The following is a 13,362-nucleotide window of genomic DNA, read 5'->3' as shown; positions in this document are numbered from 1 at the left end:
GGCAGCAGCCGGTGCCAGCAGGCATCCTCGAGCGCCGCCACCTGCCCGTCGCTGCGGCGGTACAGGACCACGTCCTTGCCGCAGATCCGGCGTGCCGTCAGCTCGCGCTTGATCTCGTAGTTCCAGGCCGCCGCATACCACGCGTTCACGGGGAATGGCTTGGACTCGCCCATTGGGATCTCCTTCGGCCACCCAGCCTCGTCAGCAGAGCAAACAGGCCGCCCACCCCGCTGTTGCCCCGACGAAAGGATTTTCCGCCGGCAAAAGGGAAACCATCCCCATTCCGTCCCGGGAACCATCGCCGGTAAGCGACGTTGCCCAGGCAGGCCCCTTCAGCGTGCAAGGCGAGGATGAAGTGCAAGCAGCGCTCGCAGGAGCCCTCGCAGGCTTCCTGGCCACGCTCCCCATGACTGCCGCCATGTCGGCCGCGCATCGCAGGTTGCCGCCGCAGGAGCGCTACCCGCTGCCGCCGCGCCTGATCACGGAGCGCGTGACTGGCGGGCGCGGCGGCGAGGACGTCCAGCGACAGCTGACCGAGGCGCTCCACTATGCCTACGGCGCGCTCGCAGGCGCGGCCTATCCCTGGCTCACGGAGAGGATCGGGCGGACCGACATGCTGGATGGTCCCGCCTTCGGCGTGATGGTCTGGACGGCGAGCTATCTCGGCTGGATCCCGGCGGCTGGCATCCTCGATCCGGCGACTCTCCACCCGCGGCGGCGGGTCGCGCTGATGATCGCCGTTCACCTGGTCTGGGGTGGCGGCACCGCGGCGCTGACCCGGCTTTTCGAGGACCGGAAGCCCCGCCCGCAGGAACGCGCCGACCGCCCGCGGCGGGCCGATCCCGCATCGGACATGGCCGCTGCCGCCCTCGCCATCGCGGGGGGTGCCGCGCTGCTTGCAGCGCTCGACCGCCTGCCCTGGCATGGCGCGCCCTTCGGGCGCCCTGCGTCAAGCCGCAGGAACGGCGGGCACACTGGTCCTTACGTTGCGCAGCACGAAACGGCTTCGCGGCACCGCCGGCATCCGTGACATCACGATCCGGAGATCCTGCTCGGGCACGTCGTAGCGCATGGCGGTCGCGAGGAGACCAAGCGCCTCCTTCATCAGGGCGATGGTGATCCATTCGCCGGGGCAGCGGTGCCCCTTTGCGTGGGATCCGGCGCCCTGGGGAACCGGGTCGCATGCGCCGGGCCTGCGGTTCAGGAATCGCTCCGGACGGAAGGTCTGCGGCTCGTCCCAGAGGCGCGGGTCGTGGTTGGTGCCGTGCAGGTCCAGGATCACCCAGGCGCCCGGAGCGAATCGGTGCTCGTGCCAGGTGAATTCGCGCAGGACGCGCCCCCCGACCGCGGGGAAGAAGGGGTAGAAGCGGCGCACCTCCTGCACGAAGGCTTCGAGCTCCGCATCCTCCCCTGTTTGGACCGCGGCCCGGACCCGCGCCGCCCAGCCGGGGTGCTGGTGCAGGGCCAGCGCGGCAAAGACGATATACAGGGCGACGGCCACCGTGGGACGGAGGACGTTCAGGAGTTCGACCGCCGCGACGGCCACGTCCAGCGGCCTGCCCTCGTCGTCCCGGTGACTTGCGATGACGGCGAGCGCGCTTCCGGGCGGCGGGTCCAGCCTTCCTGCTCGGACGGCCTGCACGATGGCGCGGGCCCAGCGCTCCGTCCGCGCGCGCAGCAGCATGCCGCGCCAGTTCCGCGGCCCGACGGCACCGGCGCCGTCGATCATGGCGGCGAACTCCCGCGTCCGCATGCGGGCCTCGGTGTCGTCCAGGGGCACGCCGGCCCACGCGCACACTGCCCGGCACAGGATGTCCTGGACCTCCGGCAGCAGCACGATCTCGCCGCCGCGCTCCCAGACCGGGATCCGGGCGCGCCACTCCCGCGCCATCAGCATCGCCAGCCGCTCGACCGCATCGGGCGCCATCAGCGAAAGGAACATCTCCTTGCGCCTGCGATGCGCGGCCCCGTCCAGCGTCTGGACGCTGCCCCTGTCCTGCAGGAGCTTCAGCGTCGTGACCGGCAGCGCGCCCCGCCGGGTGAAGCGGTCGCGCTCGTAGAAGACGCGCGCGGCCTCGCCCCCCATGATGCAGACGGCCCGTCGCAGCATCAGGCGGGTCTCGAAAATGTCCGTGGCATAGCGGCGGCACCGCCGTCCGATGAATCGGTATCCGTCCATCAGCATCGCCAGCGAGGCGTCGAAGCTCCTGTCGCGCGGGATTCGCATGACCTGTCCCTGCCTGCTCTATCCGTCGGCCGGGCCGATCCGAGGGCAACAGCCAGCGGCCCCGAAGGGTCCGATCAGGCCACCGGCCGATATGCCGGCGCGCCGGACCGGCTGCGCGCGTGTTCTAGCCATGGGGAATGCATACAGGGACCGACGACGTCATCGCGACAACCAGGGATCGACCATGGAGCGCCTTCGGATCAGCTGGCACATTCTCAGGGATGCCGCCCGGGGATGGATCGACGACGACGCCATGAGCATGGGCGCGGCGATCGCCTTCTACACGACGTTCTCGCTCGCGCCCATCGTGGTGCTCGTCACCACGCTGGCGGGCATGGTCTTCGGCGAGGCCGAGGCTCGCGGAGCCCTTACCGAGCAACTCGGGCGCCTGGTCGGCGAGGAACCGGCGCGCGCCGTCGAGGCGCTCGCATCCAACGCCTCGACCTCCGGCAACGGAACCATCGCCGGCCTGCTGGGCATCGCGACCATCCTGGTCGGCGCCACCACGGTCTTCGCACAGCTCCAGACTTCCCTGAACACCATCTGGAAGGCTGCGCCGCCAGAAGGCTCGCCGGTCGCCCTGCTGGTCAAGGTCCGGCTGCGCGGGCTCGCGCTGGTCGGAGCCATCGGCTTCCTGCTCGTGGTGTCGCTGGCCTTCAGCGCGGCGCTCGCGGCGGTGAGCGCCTGGCTGGGCGACATGTATCCGGACATCGCCACGATCCTCAGAACCGTCGACGTCCTGACCTCCTGGGCGGCCTTTACCGCGCTTTTTGCGCTGATCTACCGGGCGCTGCCGGACACGCCGATCGCCTGGGGCGACATCTGGACGGGATCTGCCGCGACCGCCCTGCTGTTCTCGGTCGGCAAGTACCTGATCGGCCTCTATCTCGGAACCAGCGGTGTCGCGACGGCCTATGGGGCCGCCGGCTCGCTGGTGCTGATCCTGCTCTGGGTCTACTACTCGTCGGTGATCTTCCTCTTCGGCGCCGAGATCACGCGAGCCTATTCGGAGCATCTCGGCTCGCGCGCCGGACGCGGCGACCGGAGGCCGGACGCGCCGCCGGATGCCGGCGGGGCAGTCCCGGCGACCGGCCGCCGGTGAAGGAGGCCACGCCGTCGGCCCCCTCCCCGGCTGTCCGTCGCCTCAGCCGCGCCCCTGCGGCGCCCCGGGGTCGAAGTGCTTCCTGAGCCCCTGCCAGCAGGAGGCATAGTCCTCCTGCAGCAGCCCGCCTTCGGCCGCATAGCGCGTCATGCGCTGGGGAAAGCGGGTCTCGAACATGAAGGCCAGCGTCCCTTCCATCTTCACCGGCTTCAGCGGGGCGGTGCTCGCCTTCTCGAAGACGCCGGCATCGGGTCCGTGCGGCAGCATCTGGTTGTGCAGCGACATGCCACCGGGAACGAAACCCTCCTCCCGGGCGTCGTAGACGCCGTAGACCAGCCCCATGAACTCCGACATCAGGTTGCGGTGATACCAGGGCGGCCGGAAGGTGTCCTCGGCCACGGCCCAGCGGTCCGGGAAGATCACGAAGTCCACGTTGGCGGTGCCCGGCGTCTCCGAGGGCGCCGTCAGCACGGTGAAGATCGAGGGGTCCGGGTGGTCGAAGAGCACGGCGTTCACCGGCGAGAAACGCCGCAGGTCGTACTTGTAGGGCGCGTAGTTGCCGTGCCAGGCGACCACGTCCAGGGGCGACTGGCCGATCTCGCAGGCGTGCAGCTCGCCGCCCCACTTCACATAGAGCGTCGAAGGCCGCTCGATGTCCTCGTATGCCGCGACCGGAGTCAGGAAGTCGCGGGGATTGGCCAGGCAGTTGGCGCCGATGGGCCCACGATCAGGCAGGGTGAAGGCGCCGCCGTAGTTCTCGCAGACATAGGCGCGGGCCGGGCCGGAGACCAGCTCGACCCTGTGGACGACGCCGCGCGGGATCACCGCGATCTCGCCGGGCGCGACCTCCAGCACGCCGAACTCCGTGCAGAAGCGGAGCCGGCCCAGTTGGGCGACCACCAGCATCTCGCCGTCGGCATTGAAGAAGTACTCGTCCTCCATGGAGCGCGTCACCACCGCCACATGGGCGGCCATGCCGACCTGGGTGTCGGAATCGCCGGCGGTCGTCATGGTGCGCAGCCCGGTCAGGAAGGTCCGATTTTCGGTTTCCGGGATCGGCACGGGATTCCACCGCATCTGGCCGATCGGCAGCCCGCTCTCCTCGCGCGCCGCGGGGGCGGTCCGGATCAGGCCCCTGTCGACCCTCCGGAAGCGCCCGGAATGCTTGACCGAGGGGCGGATGCGATAGAGCCAGGAGCGCTGGTTTGTCGCCTGCGGCGCCGTGAAGGGCGAGCCCGAGAGCTGCTCGGCATAGAGTCCGTAGGGCAGCCGCTGGGGCGAGTTGCGGCCGATGGGAAGGGCGCCCACCAGCGCCTCGGTCTCGAAGGAATTGCCGAAGCCGGACATGTAGCCCGGCGTGATCGTGGCCTGGCCGGCCCTTGCGCGGTCGTCCGCGGTTCCCGGCCCGGCTCCGTCCACGGCCCTTTTACCGATCAGGGTGTTCTCTGCGTCCATGTCGATCGTCCTCGAATGCCCCGGGGCGCGGCCATGGCGCGCCGCCATGCCCCGTCTTGCGATCAGGTGTGGCCGCTGATTATGTAACCATCAACCCCTTCGCCGCGGCCGGGTTGCGCGCAGCCCCGGAAAGGTTGCGCACGCAACTGTTTCATCGGTAACCTCGGGCATGGAGACGATCGAGCTCGAGCGGTTCCTCCCCTACCGGCTGAACCGGATCGCGGCTGCCGTGTCCCGGAGGTTCCGCGGGGTCTACGCCGCGCAGACGGGGCTGAGCGTGCCGGAGTGGCGCGTCCTGGCGACGCTCGCCCAGCTCGGCACGCTCACGGCAAAGGCCATCGGAGAACACTCCGACATGCACAAGACCAAGGTCAGCCGGGCGGTCGCCGAGCTGGAGCGCCGCCGCTGGCTAAGGCGCCGCCCGAACCCGGGGGACCGGCGCGAGGAGCTGCTGACCCTGAGCGCCGCAGGTCTGCACGCCTATGCGGCCATCGTCCCCGGGATGCTGGCGCTGGAGCGGGAGCTGACCGGCAGCCTCGGCCCGCAGGGAATCGAAGCGCTTCTCACGGCCCTGGACGGGCTGGAGAGGGTCATGGGGCTCGACCGGCCGGCGCCTCCTGTGGAATGAAGGCGGCGCGATAGACATGGCGGGGGCCGCTGGGCTTACGCGGCGGTGCAGTTTGCCGACCGATCCAGTCCCGCCCGCGTCGTCTGTGGCATCACCGTGCCCGCCCCCCTTCGTGTCGCGTGCGCTCGATCAGATTTCGAGCCGCCGCCAATTCCTCGTCGTCGACGACATGCGGCCTGGTTTCGAAAATGCGAAGCTCGACCAGAGCCCCGCAGCGCTGCAGCCAACGGCTCGTTTCGTGCACCCGGGAGGGCGGAACCCACTCGTCGACTTCGCTGGTCGTCAGGAGTACGGGCATGCCGTCCAGTTCGGGGCGGACCGGCCAATCCGTCCCCGGGGGCCCGATCAGCCCGCCCGTGAAGACAAGGGCGCCGGCATATCGCCGCGGGCTCCTGGCCAGGAACTCCGCCGTCAGGCAGGCGCCCTGGGAGAAGCCTCCCAGGACGATGCGATCTGGAACGAAGCCCTCGGCCATGAGCGCGCCGACGACGCGCTCATAATGGTTCAGCGCCGCCGACAGGTGCGGCTCGTTCTCCTCGACCGGGGTGAGGAAGCCCTTGGGATACCAGCTCGCACCGCTAGCCGCGGGAAAGACATAGCGTACCCGCGGCAGGTCGAGCCTTTCCGCGAGGTCCCGCATTTCCTCGGGCGATCGGCCGCGCCCGTGCATCATAACGACGGCTAAGTCGGCGCCGCCCCTGGGCACCAGCTCGAGCCAGGCTTCGTCATGCATGACAAGCTCCTCCGCTGGCCGGCAGGGCGAGCCGTGTTCCAGGGGTCTGCCCTGGAACACGCCCGTCCGCCCGTCAGGTGCGACTTTCGGTCAGCTTTCGGGTCGGCACCACGATGGGCTCGAGCGGAGAGCAGATCTCCTCGCGCCGCGGCTCGAACCAGGGTGGCAGAAGCAAATGCTCGCCGAGTTCGTCCACCGGCTCGTCCACGGCGAAACCGATATCGGTGGTGGCGATCTCCACCAGCACGCCGCCCGGCGAGCGCACGTAGCAGGAATGGAAGTAATTGCGGTCCTTGGACTCCGAAACGTCGGTGTAGCCGAGCCCTTCGAGATGCGCCTTCACCTTGGCCTGCTCGTCGTCATTGGCGACCGCAAGAGCCATATGGTGGACCGTTCCCGCACCGAAGTACCAGCTTCCCTGCGGGATTTCGGGGTCGTGACGCAGAAGGATCGTGCGCCCGGGCCCGCCCTCGCCGAGCTCGTATCGGTGATAGCGGCCCTCCTCGCCTGTCTTCTCGTAGCCGAGCCCCTGGACCAGGAAGTGGTCCTGGCCCTCCACGTCTCGGACCGACATGGTTACCGAGTTGAAGCCGCGAACCGAATGTTGCTCCGGTACCCTCTCCGACGCGTAGCCGTCACGGGTGTCGCGGTCGTCACCGACAACCTCGAGCTCGAGGCCGCCGGGATGGGAGAAGCGGATCAGTTCCCGGCCGAACCGGGAATGGATCTCGGAGCGCTTGACGCCCAACTCGTCCAGATGGCGTGCCCAGAAGTCCAGCGACCCCGAGGACACCGAATAGGCGGTCTCGGAAACCTGCCCGGTACCCTTGCGGCCCGTGATCCCCGCCTGCTTGAACGGGAATGTGGTCATCACCGTCCCGATCTCGGCATGCTTGTTCGCGTAGTAGAGATGGTAGATCGAGGTGGTACCGTCGAACAGGACGGTCTGCTTGATCATCCGCTGGCCAACCACCTGTGTCAGGAAGTCGATGTCCTCCTGCGCACCTGCCACGCAGGCGGTGACGTGGTGGAATCCGGTCACGATCCTCATGGCTGTCTCCTCGTCGCCGTTGCTTGTACTTGGATGGGTGTCCGAGCCAACCTCATGGGCGCGGCCAGGCCGGTCAGCGCTTTTCGATTGCGCTCGGAACCGCGGCGTCGGTGACAGGAGGGCGATAGTCCGCCTCGCCGGGCAGCCGCACGTCCGTGCTGCCGTCCGCCGTGCGAACATTCGGGTTGTTCTCATTGCAGCTCCACATGGCGAGCCGCAAGTTCCCGCCGTCGTCGTCGACGCCGTAGTAGTAGCGGATCAGTGGGAACGGCTCCCGAAGGGCCTCGGAATCATAGATGGTCATCCTGACCTCCATGGTGCGCGGCTCGATCTTGGTCCATTCCTCGATGGTTTCGACCTTGTCGCTGTGCTCGGGCTGCTGGCGCTGGTAGATGTTTGCCTTGACGCCCTTGGTCCAGATCACCAGGGTCTGACCACGCCAGAAGCCAATGGAATCGCCGGTCCAGGTCGGAAAGGCGATGTCCTCCGGCAGGTGGGCACGGCCGTCGGTGTATATGCGCCGTACCTCACTCTGCTGCTCGTTGATCAGCCAAGTCTCCTCCGGCCGCACTACGAATTCCTTCAGGAAAGGCTCCACGTGCCAGCGCGGATAGCCGGCCGGAAGGCAGAAACTCAGCGGGTCCCAATCGCCCTTTCCAGCCTTGAAATCCGCGATCATCTTGTCGTATCGCGCCTGGTACTCCGGCGTCAGCTTCATCTGGATTTCGGTCTGGTAGCCGACGCCCGTGCGCTTCTCGCGCGGGCGGACACTGAATCCCTCGGCGGCGATGTCCCGGGTCCAGAGACCTTTCCAGTCCGGAAGCTTGTCGTAGGCCGGTGTTGCCGGATCGCCGGCTGCCGCTTTCAAAGCCGCATAGTGATCTGCTGCGCTGGCGTGGCGGCCCGGGTCGTAGGTGAAAGGCCTTTTGGAATTCGGATTGTCCTGGGCCGACGCAGGCATCGGTACCAAGGCCAGGGCGAGCAGCATGGCTACGGCGATGCAGCCAGATTTTCGGATTTGGATCATCTCCTCCCCCTTCGTTGCTTGTTCCGGCCGCGATGCGCCCCCGCGGCGAACCGCATGGCCGCGAGCATGTGGCCAATGCATCCCGGCCCTGGGCATCGAGCGGCACCGTAACAGGGCCACCAAGCGGCGTTCCTGCACGCACCACGCGGCGCCCTGCACGAATTGCTCACTCAGCCGGCAAGGATCGCGCAGCGAAAGTGTTAGGATCCGAAATTCATGTTCCCGTCCCGCCCAGTTCCCTTATCTTGTTGACCTGACCAATTTTCCGTTTTGCGGCCATTCGGCTGAGCGGGGGCAGGATCGGAAGATGGGAAAGGCGATCGGCGGCTTCGACGTCCGCGAGACGCATGGAATCCTCGGCCGCGCAGGCCTGACAGTGCGGACATCCAGCGATGGCCGCGGCTGGACGTCGCTCTATGCCTCGACGCAGACCGAGGCCCCCTTCGAAGGGCATTTCGATGCCGTGCAGGACCATCTGATCGTCCTGCACCTTGGAGGGCCGGTCATCATAGATCGGGCGTTCGGAGCGGGATCCGAGCGCAGGCTGATCCCGGCCGGCGGGCTTCACATGATCCCGAGCGGTGTGGGGTTCGACATCTGCCTTGGCGGAAAGCTCGACACCATGCACCTGTATCTGCGCCGGTCCGTGCTCCGGGAGGTCGCGGCCGAGATGGTTCCGGGCGATCCGGATGCGGTTGAATTCCTGCCGCGGTTCGGGGATCGCGACCCGCAGCTTGAGCGGCTTATCCTGGCGGTCCGGGACGCGCTGGATGACGAGGACCCGTCGACATCGCTCCTGGTCGACTATCTCGCCCGCGCCCTCGCCGCCCGCCTCGTGCGCGCTCATTCCAGCGCCTCGCAGGTCCGAACCGAAGCGGCATCGCTGGCGAACGCCGACAACCGGCGCCTCGCCCGCGCAATCGACTTCATGACCGCCAACATCGAGCGGTCCATCGATATGGCCGCCATAGCCGGTGCAGCCGGCCAGAGCGTCAGCCACGTGGTGCGGCTGTTCCGCAAGGGCGTCGGCATGGCGCCCCATCAGTACTTGATCCAGATGCGGCTCGAGCATGCCGAGCGCCTGCTGGCGGAAACGGCGATGCCCATCGTCGAGATTGCCTTCGCCTGCGGCTTCTCCCACCAGGAGCACCTGACCCGGCTCTTCAGGCGCCATCGCGGGACGACACCCGCCGCTTACCGCAGGGCGCGGCGGAGCTGACGTCGCATCCGGCAAAGCCCGCCACGATCAGTCCGTGCAGTCCTGCGAGCATTTGGTGCAGGACGTCGCCACAGGCGGCACGCACCATGCGGGTCCATTGCCATCCAAGGATCCGGGCGAATGCCGGCAAGAGCTTTCGCTGCGCCCTGGCGCGATCGCCAGGGCCATGTTTCCACCACCAAGGTCTCGGCGCTTGCGGTGGTCAGCCTGCCCGCCGCGCTGATTGCATACTGGGCCGGCTCCGGCGCGCTGGGGGCCCTGCCGCTGGAACCGCTGATCTACCATTCGGGCTCTTATGCCTGCTGGCTCCTGCTGCTCGCCCTCGCCGTCACGCCGGCGCGGCGGATGTTCGGCTGGAGCCGGCTGATCATGGCGCGGCGGATTCTAGGCGTCGCCGCCTTTGCCTACGCGGCGGGACATCTGGCCGCCTATATCGCCCTGCGGGGCGGGGATCCTGCACGCATCGGATCGGAGATCGCGACCCGGGTCACGATTGTGGTCGCGATCACGTCACTGTTGGGCCTTGCCGTGCTGGCAGCGACATCCTCCGACGCCGCTATCCGACGGCTCGGAGGCCGCTGGGGCCGGCTGCACAGGATCGTTCATGCCGCTGCGGGGCTCGCCATTCTGCACTACGTGCTGTCGCCGGGCAGCGCCGGGGGCGAGCCCTTCCTGATGGTCGGCATCTTCTCGTGGCTGGTGGGATGGCGCCTGCTCGACCGGCGCGGCCTAAGCGCCCGCATCCCGGCGCTCATGGCGCTGGGCGTGGGCACTGCGCTGCTGACGGCGGTTTTCGAGGCAGTGGCGCTGGACGTGCTGCAGGGCTTCGATCCCTGGCAGACTCTGGCGTTCAACCTGTCGCTGGATCTCGGCCTCGCCCCCGCCTGGAAAGTGCTGGGCGGTGGGCTGAGCGCTGCGGCCGCGGTCTTTTACCGGAACCCGGCAGCCTTGGATCGACCACGGCCCAAGGCGCCGCACTGACGCAAGGAGTTTGGCTGGGGCGCGACCTCGCGGCGCACATCAGCGGCGCGCCGGGCGATGTCCGTGCCAGGCGTCAGAGACCAACGCGCGCACACCTTCGCGCGTTACTGGCCGTGGGTTCCAATAGGGATTCTGGACGGAGAGGTCGGCGACCCGATCGATGTCTTCCTCGCGCATGCCGAGGTCCCTGAGCGCCATGCGTGCACCGAGCGATGCCGCCAAATCGTAAAGTCCTTCGGGAGCGTCCATGACGCCCAGAGCTCTGGCAGCGCGGGCCATCGCCTCCGGCGCCGCATCGCGGTTGTACGCGGCCGCATGGGGCAGCACGGCCGTGTGCGTCTCGGCATGGGGAAGGTTCAGCGTGCCGCCGAGCGTATGACAGAGCTTGTGATGGATTGCCATGCCCACCGCCCCGAGCACCGAGCCGCCAAGCCAGGCGCCATAGAGCGCCTCTGTCCGCGCTCCTATATCGCCGGGATCCGCGACGATGCGGGGTAGGCTCTTACCCATGGAGCGAATTCCGTCCTCGGCCATCAAAGAAGCGATAGGGTTGGCCGTCTCGGAATAGAGGCCCTCAATGCAATGGGCCACGGCATTCATGGCCGAGACGCTCGAAAGCGCGGGCGGCAGGGCCAGGGTCAGCAACGGATCATAGACGACGACGCGCGGTAGCACGCGTGGGTCGCGGCCCGTCCGCTTCACGCCGCCCTCGGTCACGCCCCAGATGGGTGTCATCTCCGATCCGGCATAGGTCGTGGGCACCGCCACGATCGGCAGACCGAACTCCAGCGCGATTGCCTTGCCGAGACCGATGGTCGAGCCTCCGCCCACCGCGATGCAGGCATCCGCACCGACCGCAGCTGCCCGCTCCCTGGCCTGACGGGCCGTCTCGATCGGGACGTGCATGACGGCCCCTGCATGGACGCCGGCGGCACGGGCACCAATCCGCAGGGCGACGTCCTCGGCAAGGGATTGCTGCCCAGGCGTGCTGAGCACCAGTGCCTTGTTGACGCCCAGCCGCTCGATCTCTTCGCCGAGGCGGTCCAGGCTGCCGGCGCCGAAGACGACGCGGCCGGGCAGCGGCTCGTAGGTGAAGGCATCGATCCCCATTAAGGCCTCTCCAGGCGAAAGGACGGCAGGACCACGGTGCCAGTCGACCGGCTCCGCTCTTGGGCCCGGTGTAACCGCGCGTGACCGCGAAATCCATCCTGCCCCCGCGGCCCTGCCGGTTTTGCCGAAAGACGTGCCGGCTATTGGGGCGGTGGCACCGGAATCGCGTACTCCTTCTCCTCGCGCCGGAATGTCGCATGGCAGGTGTCGCAGGTGTCAATCAACGCCTTTGCGGACTGCCGGAACGCATCCACCGTAGGAGCGAGGCTCGCGTCCAGTGCCAGCTGCGAGGCGGTCTGAGCGAGCCCGTAGAAGGAGTCGAAGTCGGTCCAGACCCTGGGATTGGCACGCGATACCCGTGCCGGGTCCTCCTCCTCGAGCTGTGGGCTCCAGTTGTTGGTCTGGGGCGGAAAGAGGTGGGGAAAGGCCAGGAGCAGAACCGAGATCGTGCCGGCATGTTCTGCCGCCTCCAGCCCCAAGGGCTCCGGCGATTCCAGCATCGCCTCGAGTTCGTCCCTGTTCCGGCCGATCGCCGCCATCAGGTTTCGGCGCGCAAGGATCACGTCGAGCGGTCGGCTTTCGCCAGTCAGCGTCGGCGTGCCGGCGGCTTGTCGCGCGGCGGCCGGCGAATCGGCGCCTTGCGCCGCCGAACGCCCCTGCAGCACGCCAAGGCAGCCGGCGAGCACGGCCATGGTCAGAATGGCCCTTCTTCTCATTGCCGCCTCTCTCCCTGGGCTCGATGCGATCAGAATGGGACCTTGGTGAAGCCGATCCACCGGCCGAAGGTGATCGTCGCAATCCAGAAGGTCAGGGACAGGGTACCCGCGATCTTGCCCGCGATCGGCACAGGATGGTCCTTGTCCCAGCGGCTGACGCCACGAAAGGTGACGAGCTCGAAGACGGCCATGTTGATCCCTGCCAGCACGAGGCAGAGCATCTTCATGCGGAACGGGAAATTGTCGTAGTAGCTCGTTGCGTTCGCGACGAACATCAGCGCGCCCGTGATCACCGCCAGGCCGAAGGCGGCCCATGTCCACAGCAGACAGTCCCGGGCAATGGCCGTGAAGGCCACGCTGGTGGTAGGCATGCCGAGCAGCCGCAGGTCGACGATCGCGATGGTGCCGAAGACCAGCACCAGCGCGATCACATGCACGGACTCGATCATGGGGAACGCCCAGTCGGATTCCCGGACCCAACTGGCGACTGTCATGGCCTCGAGCGACTGCAGGATCGCGGTGATGTCCATCTGTTCGGTCTCCATTCGGCCAACCAGCATCATGGCGGCCGGAGGCGTTCATGGCGGGGGGACGTCGGTGTAGGCGATCCAGCGCCCGGCGACGATGACGCAGCACCACAGCAGGAAGTTGGTGGCGACGAGCACCCGGACCGTCTTGCGGTCGCCCGGCCTACGCTCCCAGAAGCCTGCGTCGCGGCGCAGCGTGCGTTCGAAGCCGGCGGCTGCCGCGACCGCGACCGCGAGCAGCGCCATTTTGAGCCAGAAGGTCGGGTTGTTCAGCGTCCGCCACGGCTCGCCGATGATCAGGACAAGACCCGTGATCAGATTGACGGCAAGCGCCCACCACATCCAGGGCAGGAAGCGCCTGGCGGCCTCGGTCATCGTGTGATAGCCGCCCGCGAGATTCAGGATCCGCAGACCGATCATGAACATCGAGGACATCACCACTGACATCGCCAGGATGTGCACGGTCTGCACTGTCGGCACGATCCAGAGCATGTCCTGGATCGCGAGGCTCGCCTGCGTTCCCGCGAGCCATTCGGCCAAAGCCCCCATGCTCGGGTTTCTCCTCTTGAACGTTGGCCCGCCGGGA

Annotated in this window: 15 protein-coding genes; 5 read left to right on the top strand and 10 right to left on the bottom strand. The window is 67.8% G+C overall.

The features are described from left to right. Positions 1 to 173 (bottom strand): Rieske 2Fe-2S domain-containing protein (locus JUB13_RS19910; RefSeq protein ID WP_207482023.1); only part of this gene is annotated, 173 nt, incomplete at its 3' end. 182 nt (positions 174 to 355) lie between these two features. Here JUB13_RS19910 and JUB13_RS19905 point away from each other — a divergent pair. Beyond that, positions 356 to 1,030 carry a hypothetical protein gene (locus JUB13_RS19905; RefSeq protein ID WP_207482014.1) on the top strand — a complete coding sequence of 225 codons (675 nt, stop codon included), beginning with the start codon at positions 356 to 358 and terminating at the stop codon, positions 1,028 to 1,030. Here JUB13_RS19905 and JUB13_RS19900 read toward each other — a convergent pair. Continuing rightward, positions 950 to 2,227: a cytochrome P450 gene (locus JUB13_RS19900; protein WP_207482013.1), complete on the bottom strand. Its 1,278-nt coding sequence runs from the start codon at positions 2,225 to 2,227 to the stop codon at positions 950 to 952. The two genes, JUB13_RS19905 and JUB13_RS19900, sit on opposite strands and share 81 nt — an antisense overlap. A 184-nt stretch (positions 2,228 to 2,411) precedes the next feature. Between JUB13_RS19900 and JUB13_RS19895 the strand changes: the two genes are divergently transcribed. Then, positions 2,412 to 3,329: a YihY/virulence factor BrkB family protein gene (locus tag JUB13_RS19895; protein ID WP_207482012.1), complete on the top strand. Its 918-nt coding sequence runs from the start codon at positions 2,412 to 2,414 to the stop codon at positions 3,327 to 3,329. Between the two features lie 42 nt (positions 3,330 to 3,371). Here JUB13_RS19895 and hmgA read toward each other — a convergent pair whose 3' ends face one another. After that, positions 3,372 to 4,784 (bottom strand): homogentisate 1,2-dioxygenase, encoded by a 1,413-nt coding sequence (gene hmgA / locus JUB13_RS19890; protein ID WP_207482011.1) that lies wholly within the window; start codon positions 4,782 to 4,784, stop codon positions 3,372 to 3,374. 169 nt (positions 4,785 to 4,953) lie between these two features. Here hmgA and JUB13_RS19885 point away from each other — a divergent pair, with 169 nt between their 5' ends. Further along, on the top strand, positions 4,954 to 5,412 hold the full coding sequence (locus JUB13_RS19885) for a MarR family winged helix-turn-helix transcriptional regulator (protein WP_207482010.1): 459 nt from the start codon (positions 4,954 to 4,956) through the stop codon (positions 5,410 to 5,412). Positions 5,413 to 5,503: 91 nt separating this feature from the next. Here the strand turns inward: JUB13_RS19885 and JUB13_RS19880 are convergent, their stop codons facing one another. From JUB13_RS19880 to JUB13_RS19870, 3 genes are all read right to left on the bottom strand, one after another. After that, the gene (locus tag JUB13_RS19880; RefSeq protein ID WP_207482009.1) at positions 5,504 to 6,145 is read right to left on the bottom strand and encodes an alpha/beta hydrolase; all 642 of its coding nucleotides are present in this window, start codon (positions 6,143 to 6,145) and stop codon (positions 5,504 to 5,506) included. 73 nt (positions 6,146 to 6,218) lie between these two features. Continuing rightward, positions 6,219 to 7,196 carry a ring-cleaving dioxygenase gene (locus JUB13_RS19875; protein ID WP_207482008.1) on the bottom strand — a complete coding sequence of 326 codons (978 nt, stop codon included), beginning with the start codon at positions 7,194 to 7,196 and terminating at the stop codon, positions 6,219 to 6,221. A 73-nt stretch (positions 7,197 to 7,269) separates the two neighbouring features. Further along, the gene (locus JUB13_RS19870; RefSeq protein ID WP_207482007.1) at positions 7,270 to 8,223 is read right to left on the bottom strand and encodes a hypothetical protein; all 954 of its coding nucleotides are present in this window, start codon (positions 8,221 to 8,223) and stop codon (positions 7,270 to 7,272) included. A 307-nt stretch (positions 8,224 to 8,530) separates the two neighbouring features. On the opposite strand from JUB13_RS19870, the gene JUB13_RS19865 reads away from it, so the two are divergent. Continuing rightward, on the top strand, positions 8,531 to 9,442 hold the full coding sequence (locus tag JUB13_RS19865; protein ID WP_207482005.1) for a helix-turn-helix domain-containing protein: 912 nt from the start codon (positions 8,531 to 8,533) through the stop codon (positions 9,440 to 9,442). A 120-nt stretch (positions 9,443 to 9,562) separates the two neighbouring features. Further along, positions 9,563 to 10,423: a protein-methionine-sulfoxide reductase heme-binding subunit MsrQ gene (locus JUB13_RS19860; protein ID WP_207482004.1), complete on the top strand. Its 861-nt coding sequence runs from the start codon at positions 9,563 to 9,565 to the stop codon at positions 10,421 to 10,423. 39 nt (positions 10,424 to 10,462) lie between these two features. Here JUB13_RS19860 and JUB13_RS19855 read toward each other — a convergent pair whose 3' ends face one another. The 4 genes from JUB13_RS19855 to JUB13_RS19840 form a co-directional block, all read right to left on the bottom strand. Further along, the gene (locus JUB13_RS19855) at positions 10,463 to 11,533 is read right to left on the bottom strand and encodes a maleylacetate reductase (protein ID WP_207482003.1); all 1,071 of its coding nucleotides are present in this window, start codon (positions 11,531 to 11,533) and stop codon (positions 10,463 to 10,465) included. Between the two features lie 140 nt (positions 11,534 to 11,673). Further along, a complete protein-coding gene (locus JUB13_RS19850) occupies positions 11,674 to 12,225 on the bottom strand; it encodes a cytochrome c (RefSeq protein WP_207482002.1) in 552 nt (183 codons plus the stop codon). Positions 12,226 to 12,278: 53 nt separating this feature from the next. Next, on the bottom strand, positions 12,279 to 12,779 hold the full coding sequence (locus tag JUB13_RS19845; protein ID WP_207482001.1) for a DUF6644 family protein: 501 nt from the start codon (positions 12,777 to 12,779) through the stop codon (positions 12,279 to 12,281). A gap of 48 nt (positions 12,780 to 12,827) precedes the next feature. Continuing rightward, the gene (locus JUB13_RS19840) at positions 12,828 to 13,325 is read right to left on the bottom strand and encodes a DUF6644 family protein (RefSeq protein ID WP_207482000.1); all 498 of its coding nucleotides are present in this window, start codon (positions 13,323 to 13,325) and stop codon (positions 12,828 to 12,830) included. Positions 13,326 to 13,362: the final 37 nt, after the last annotated feature.

Source organism: Arenibaculum pallidiluteum (assembly GCF_017355985.1).
GTDB classification, from domain to species: Bacteria; Pseudomonadota; Alphaproteobacteria; order Azospirillales; family Azospirillaceae; genus Arenibaculum; species Arenibaculum pallidiluteum.
This window is presented reverse-complemented; position numbering and strand designations above follow the sequence as displayed.

What these genes read in the sequence shown, in the direction of transcription:
- JUB13_RS19900 (WP_207482013.1), bottom strand. Translation starts at nt 2,227, where the DNA reads ATGCGAATCCCGCGCGACAGGAGCTTCGACGCCTCGCTGGCGATGCTG.
- JUB13_RS19895 (WP_207482012.1), top strand. Translation starts at nt 2,412, where the DNA reads ATGGAGCGCCTTCGGATCAGCTGGCACATTCTCAGGGATGCCGCCCGG.
- hmgA (WP_207482011.1), bottom strand. Translation starts at nt 4,784, where the DNA reads ATGGACGCAGAGAACACCCTGATCGGTAAAAGGGCCGTGGACGGAGCC.
- JUB13_RS19885 (WP_207482010.1), top strand. Translation starts at nt 4,954, where the DNA reads ATGGAGACGATCGAGCTCGAGCGGTTCCTCCCCTACCGGCTGAACCGG.
- JUB13_RS19880 (WP_207482009.1), bottom strand. Translation starts at nt 6,145, where the DNA reads ATGCATGACGAAGCCTGGCTCGAGCTGGTGCCCAGGGGCGGCGCCGAC.
- JUB13_RS19875 (WP_207482008.1), bottom strand. Translation starts at nt 7,196, where the DNA reads ATGAGGATCGTGACCGGATTCCACCACGTCACCGCCTGCGTGGCAGGT.
- JUB13_RS19870 (WP_207482007.1), bottom strand. Translation starts at nt 8,223, where the DNA reads ATGATCCAAATCCGAAAATCTGGCTGCATCGCCGTAGCCATGCTGCTC.
- JUB13_RS19865 (WP_207482005.1), top strand. Translation starts at nt 8,531, where the DNA reads ATGGGAAAGGCGATCGGCGGCTTCGACGTCCGCGAGACGCATGGAATC.
- JUB13_RS19860 (WP_207482004.1), top strand. Translation starts at nt 9,563, where the DNA reads ATGCCGGCAAGAGCTTTCGCTGCGCCCTGGCGCGATCGCCAGGGCCAT.
- JUB13_RS19855 (WP_207482003.1), bottom strand. Translation starts at nt 11,533, where the DNA reads ATGGGGATCGATGCCTTCACCTACGAGCCGCTGCCCGGCCGCGTCGTC.
- JUB13_RS19850 (WP_207482002.1), bottom strand. Translation starts at nt 12,225, where the DNA reads ATGGCCGTGCTCGCCGGCTGCCTTGGCGTGCTGCAGGGGCGTTCGGCG.
- JUB13_RS19845 (WP_207482001.1), bottom strand. Translation starts at nt 12,779, where the DNA reads ATGGACATCACCGCGATCCTGCAGTCGCTCGAGGCCATGACAGTCGCC.
- JUB13_RS19840 (WP_207482000.1), bottom strand. Translation starts at nt 13,325, where the DNA reads ATGGGGGCTTTGGCCGAATGGCTCGCGGGAACGCAGGCGAGCCTCGCG.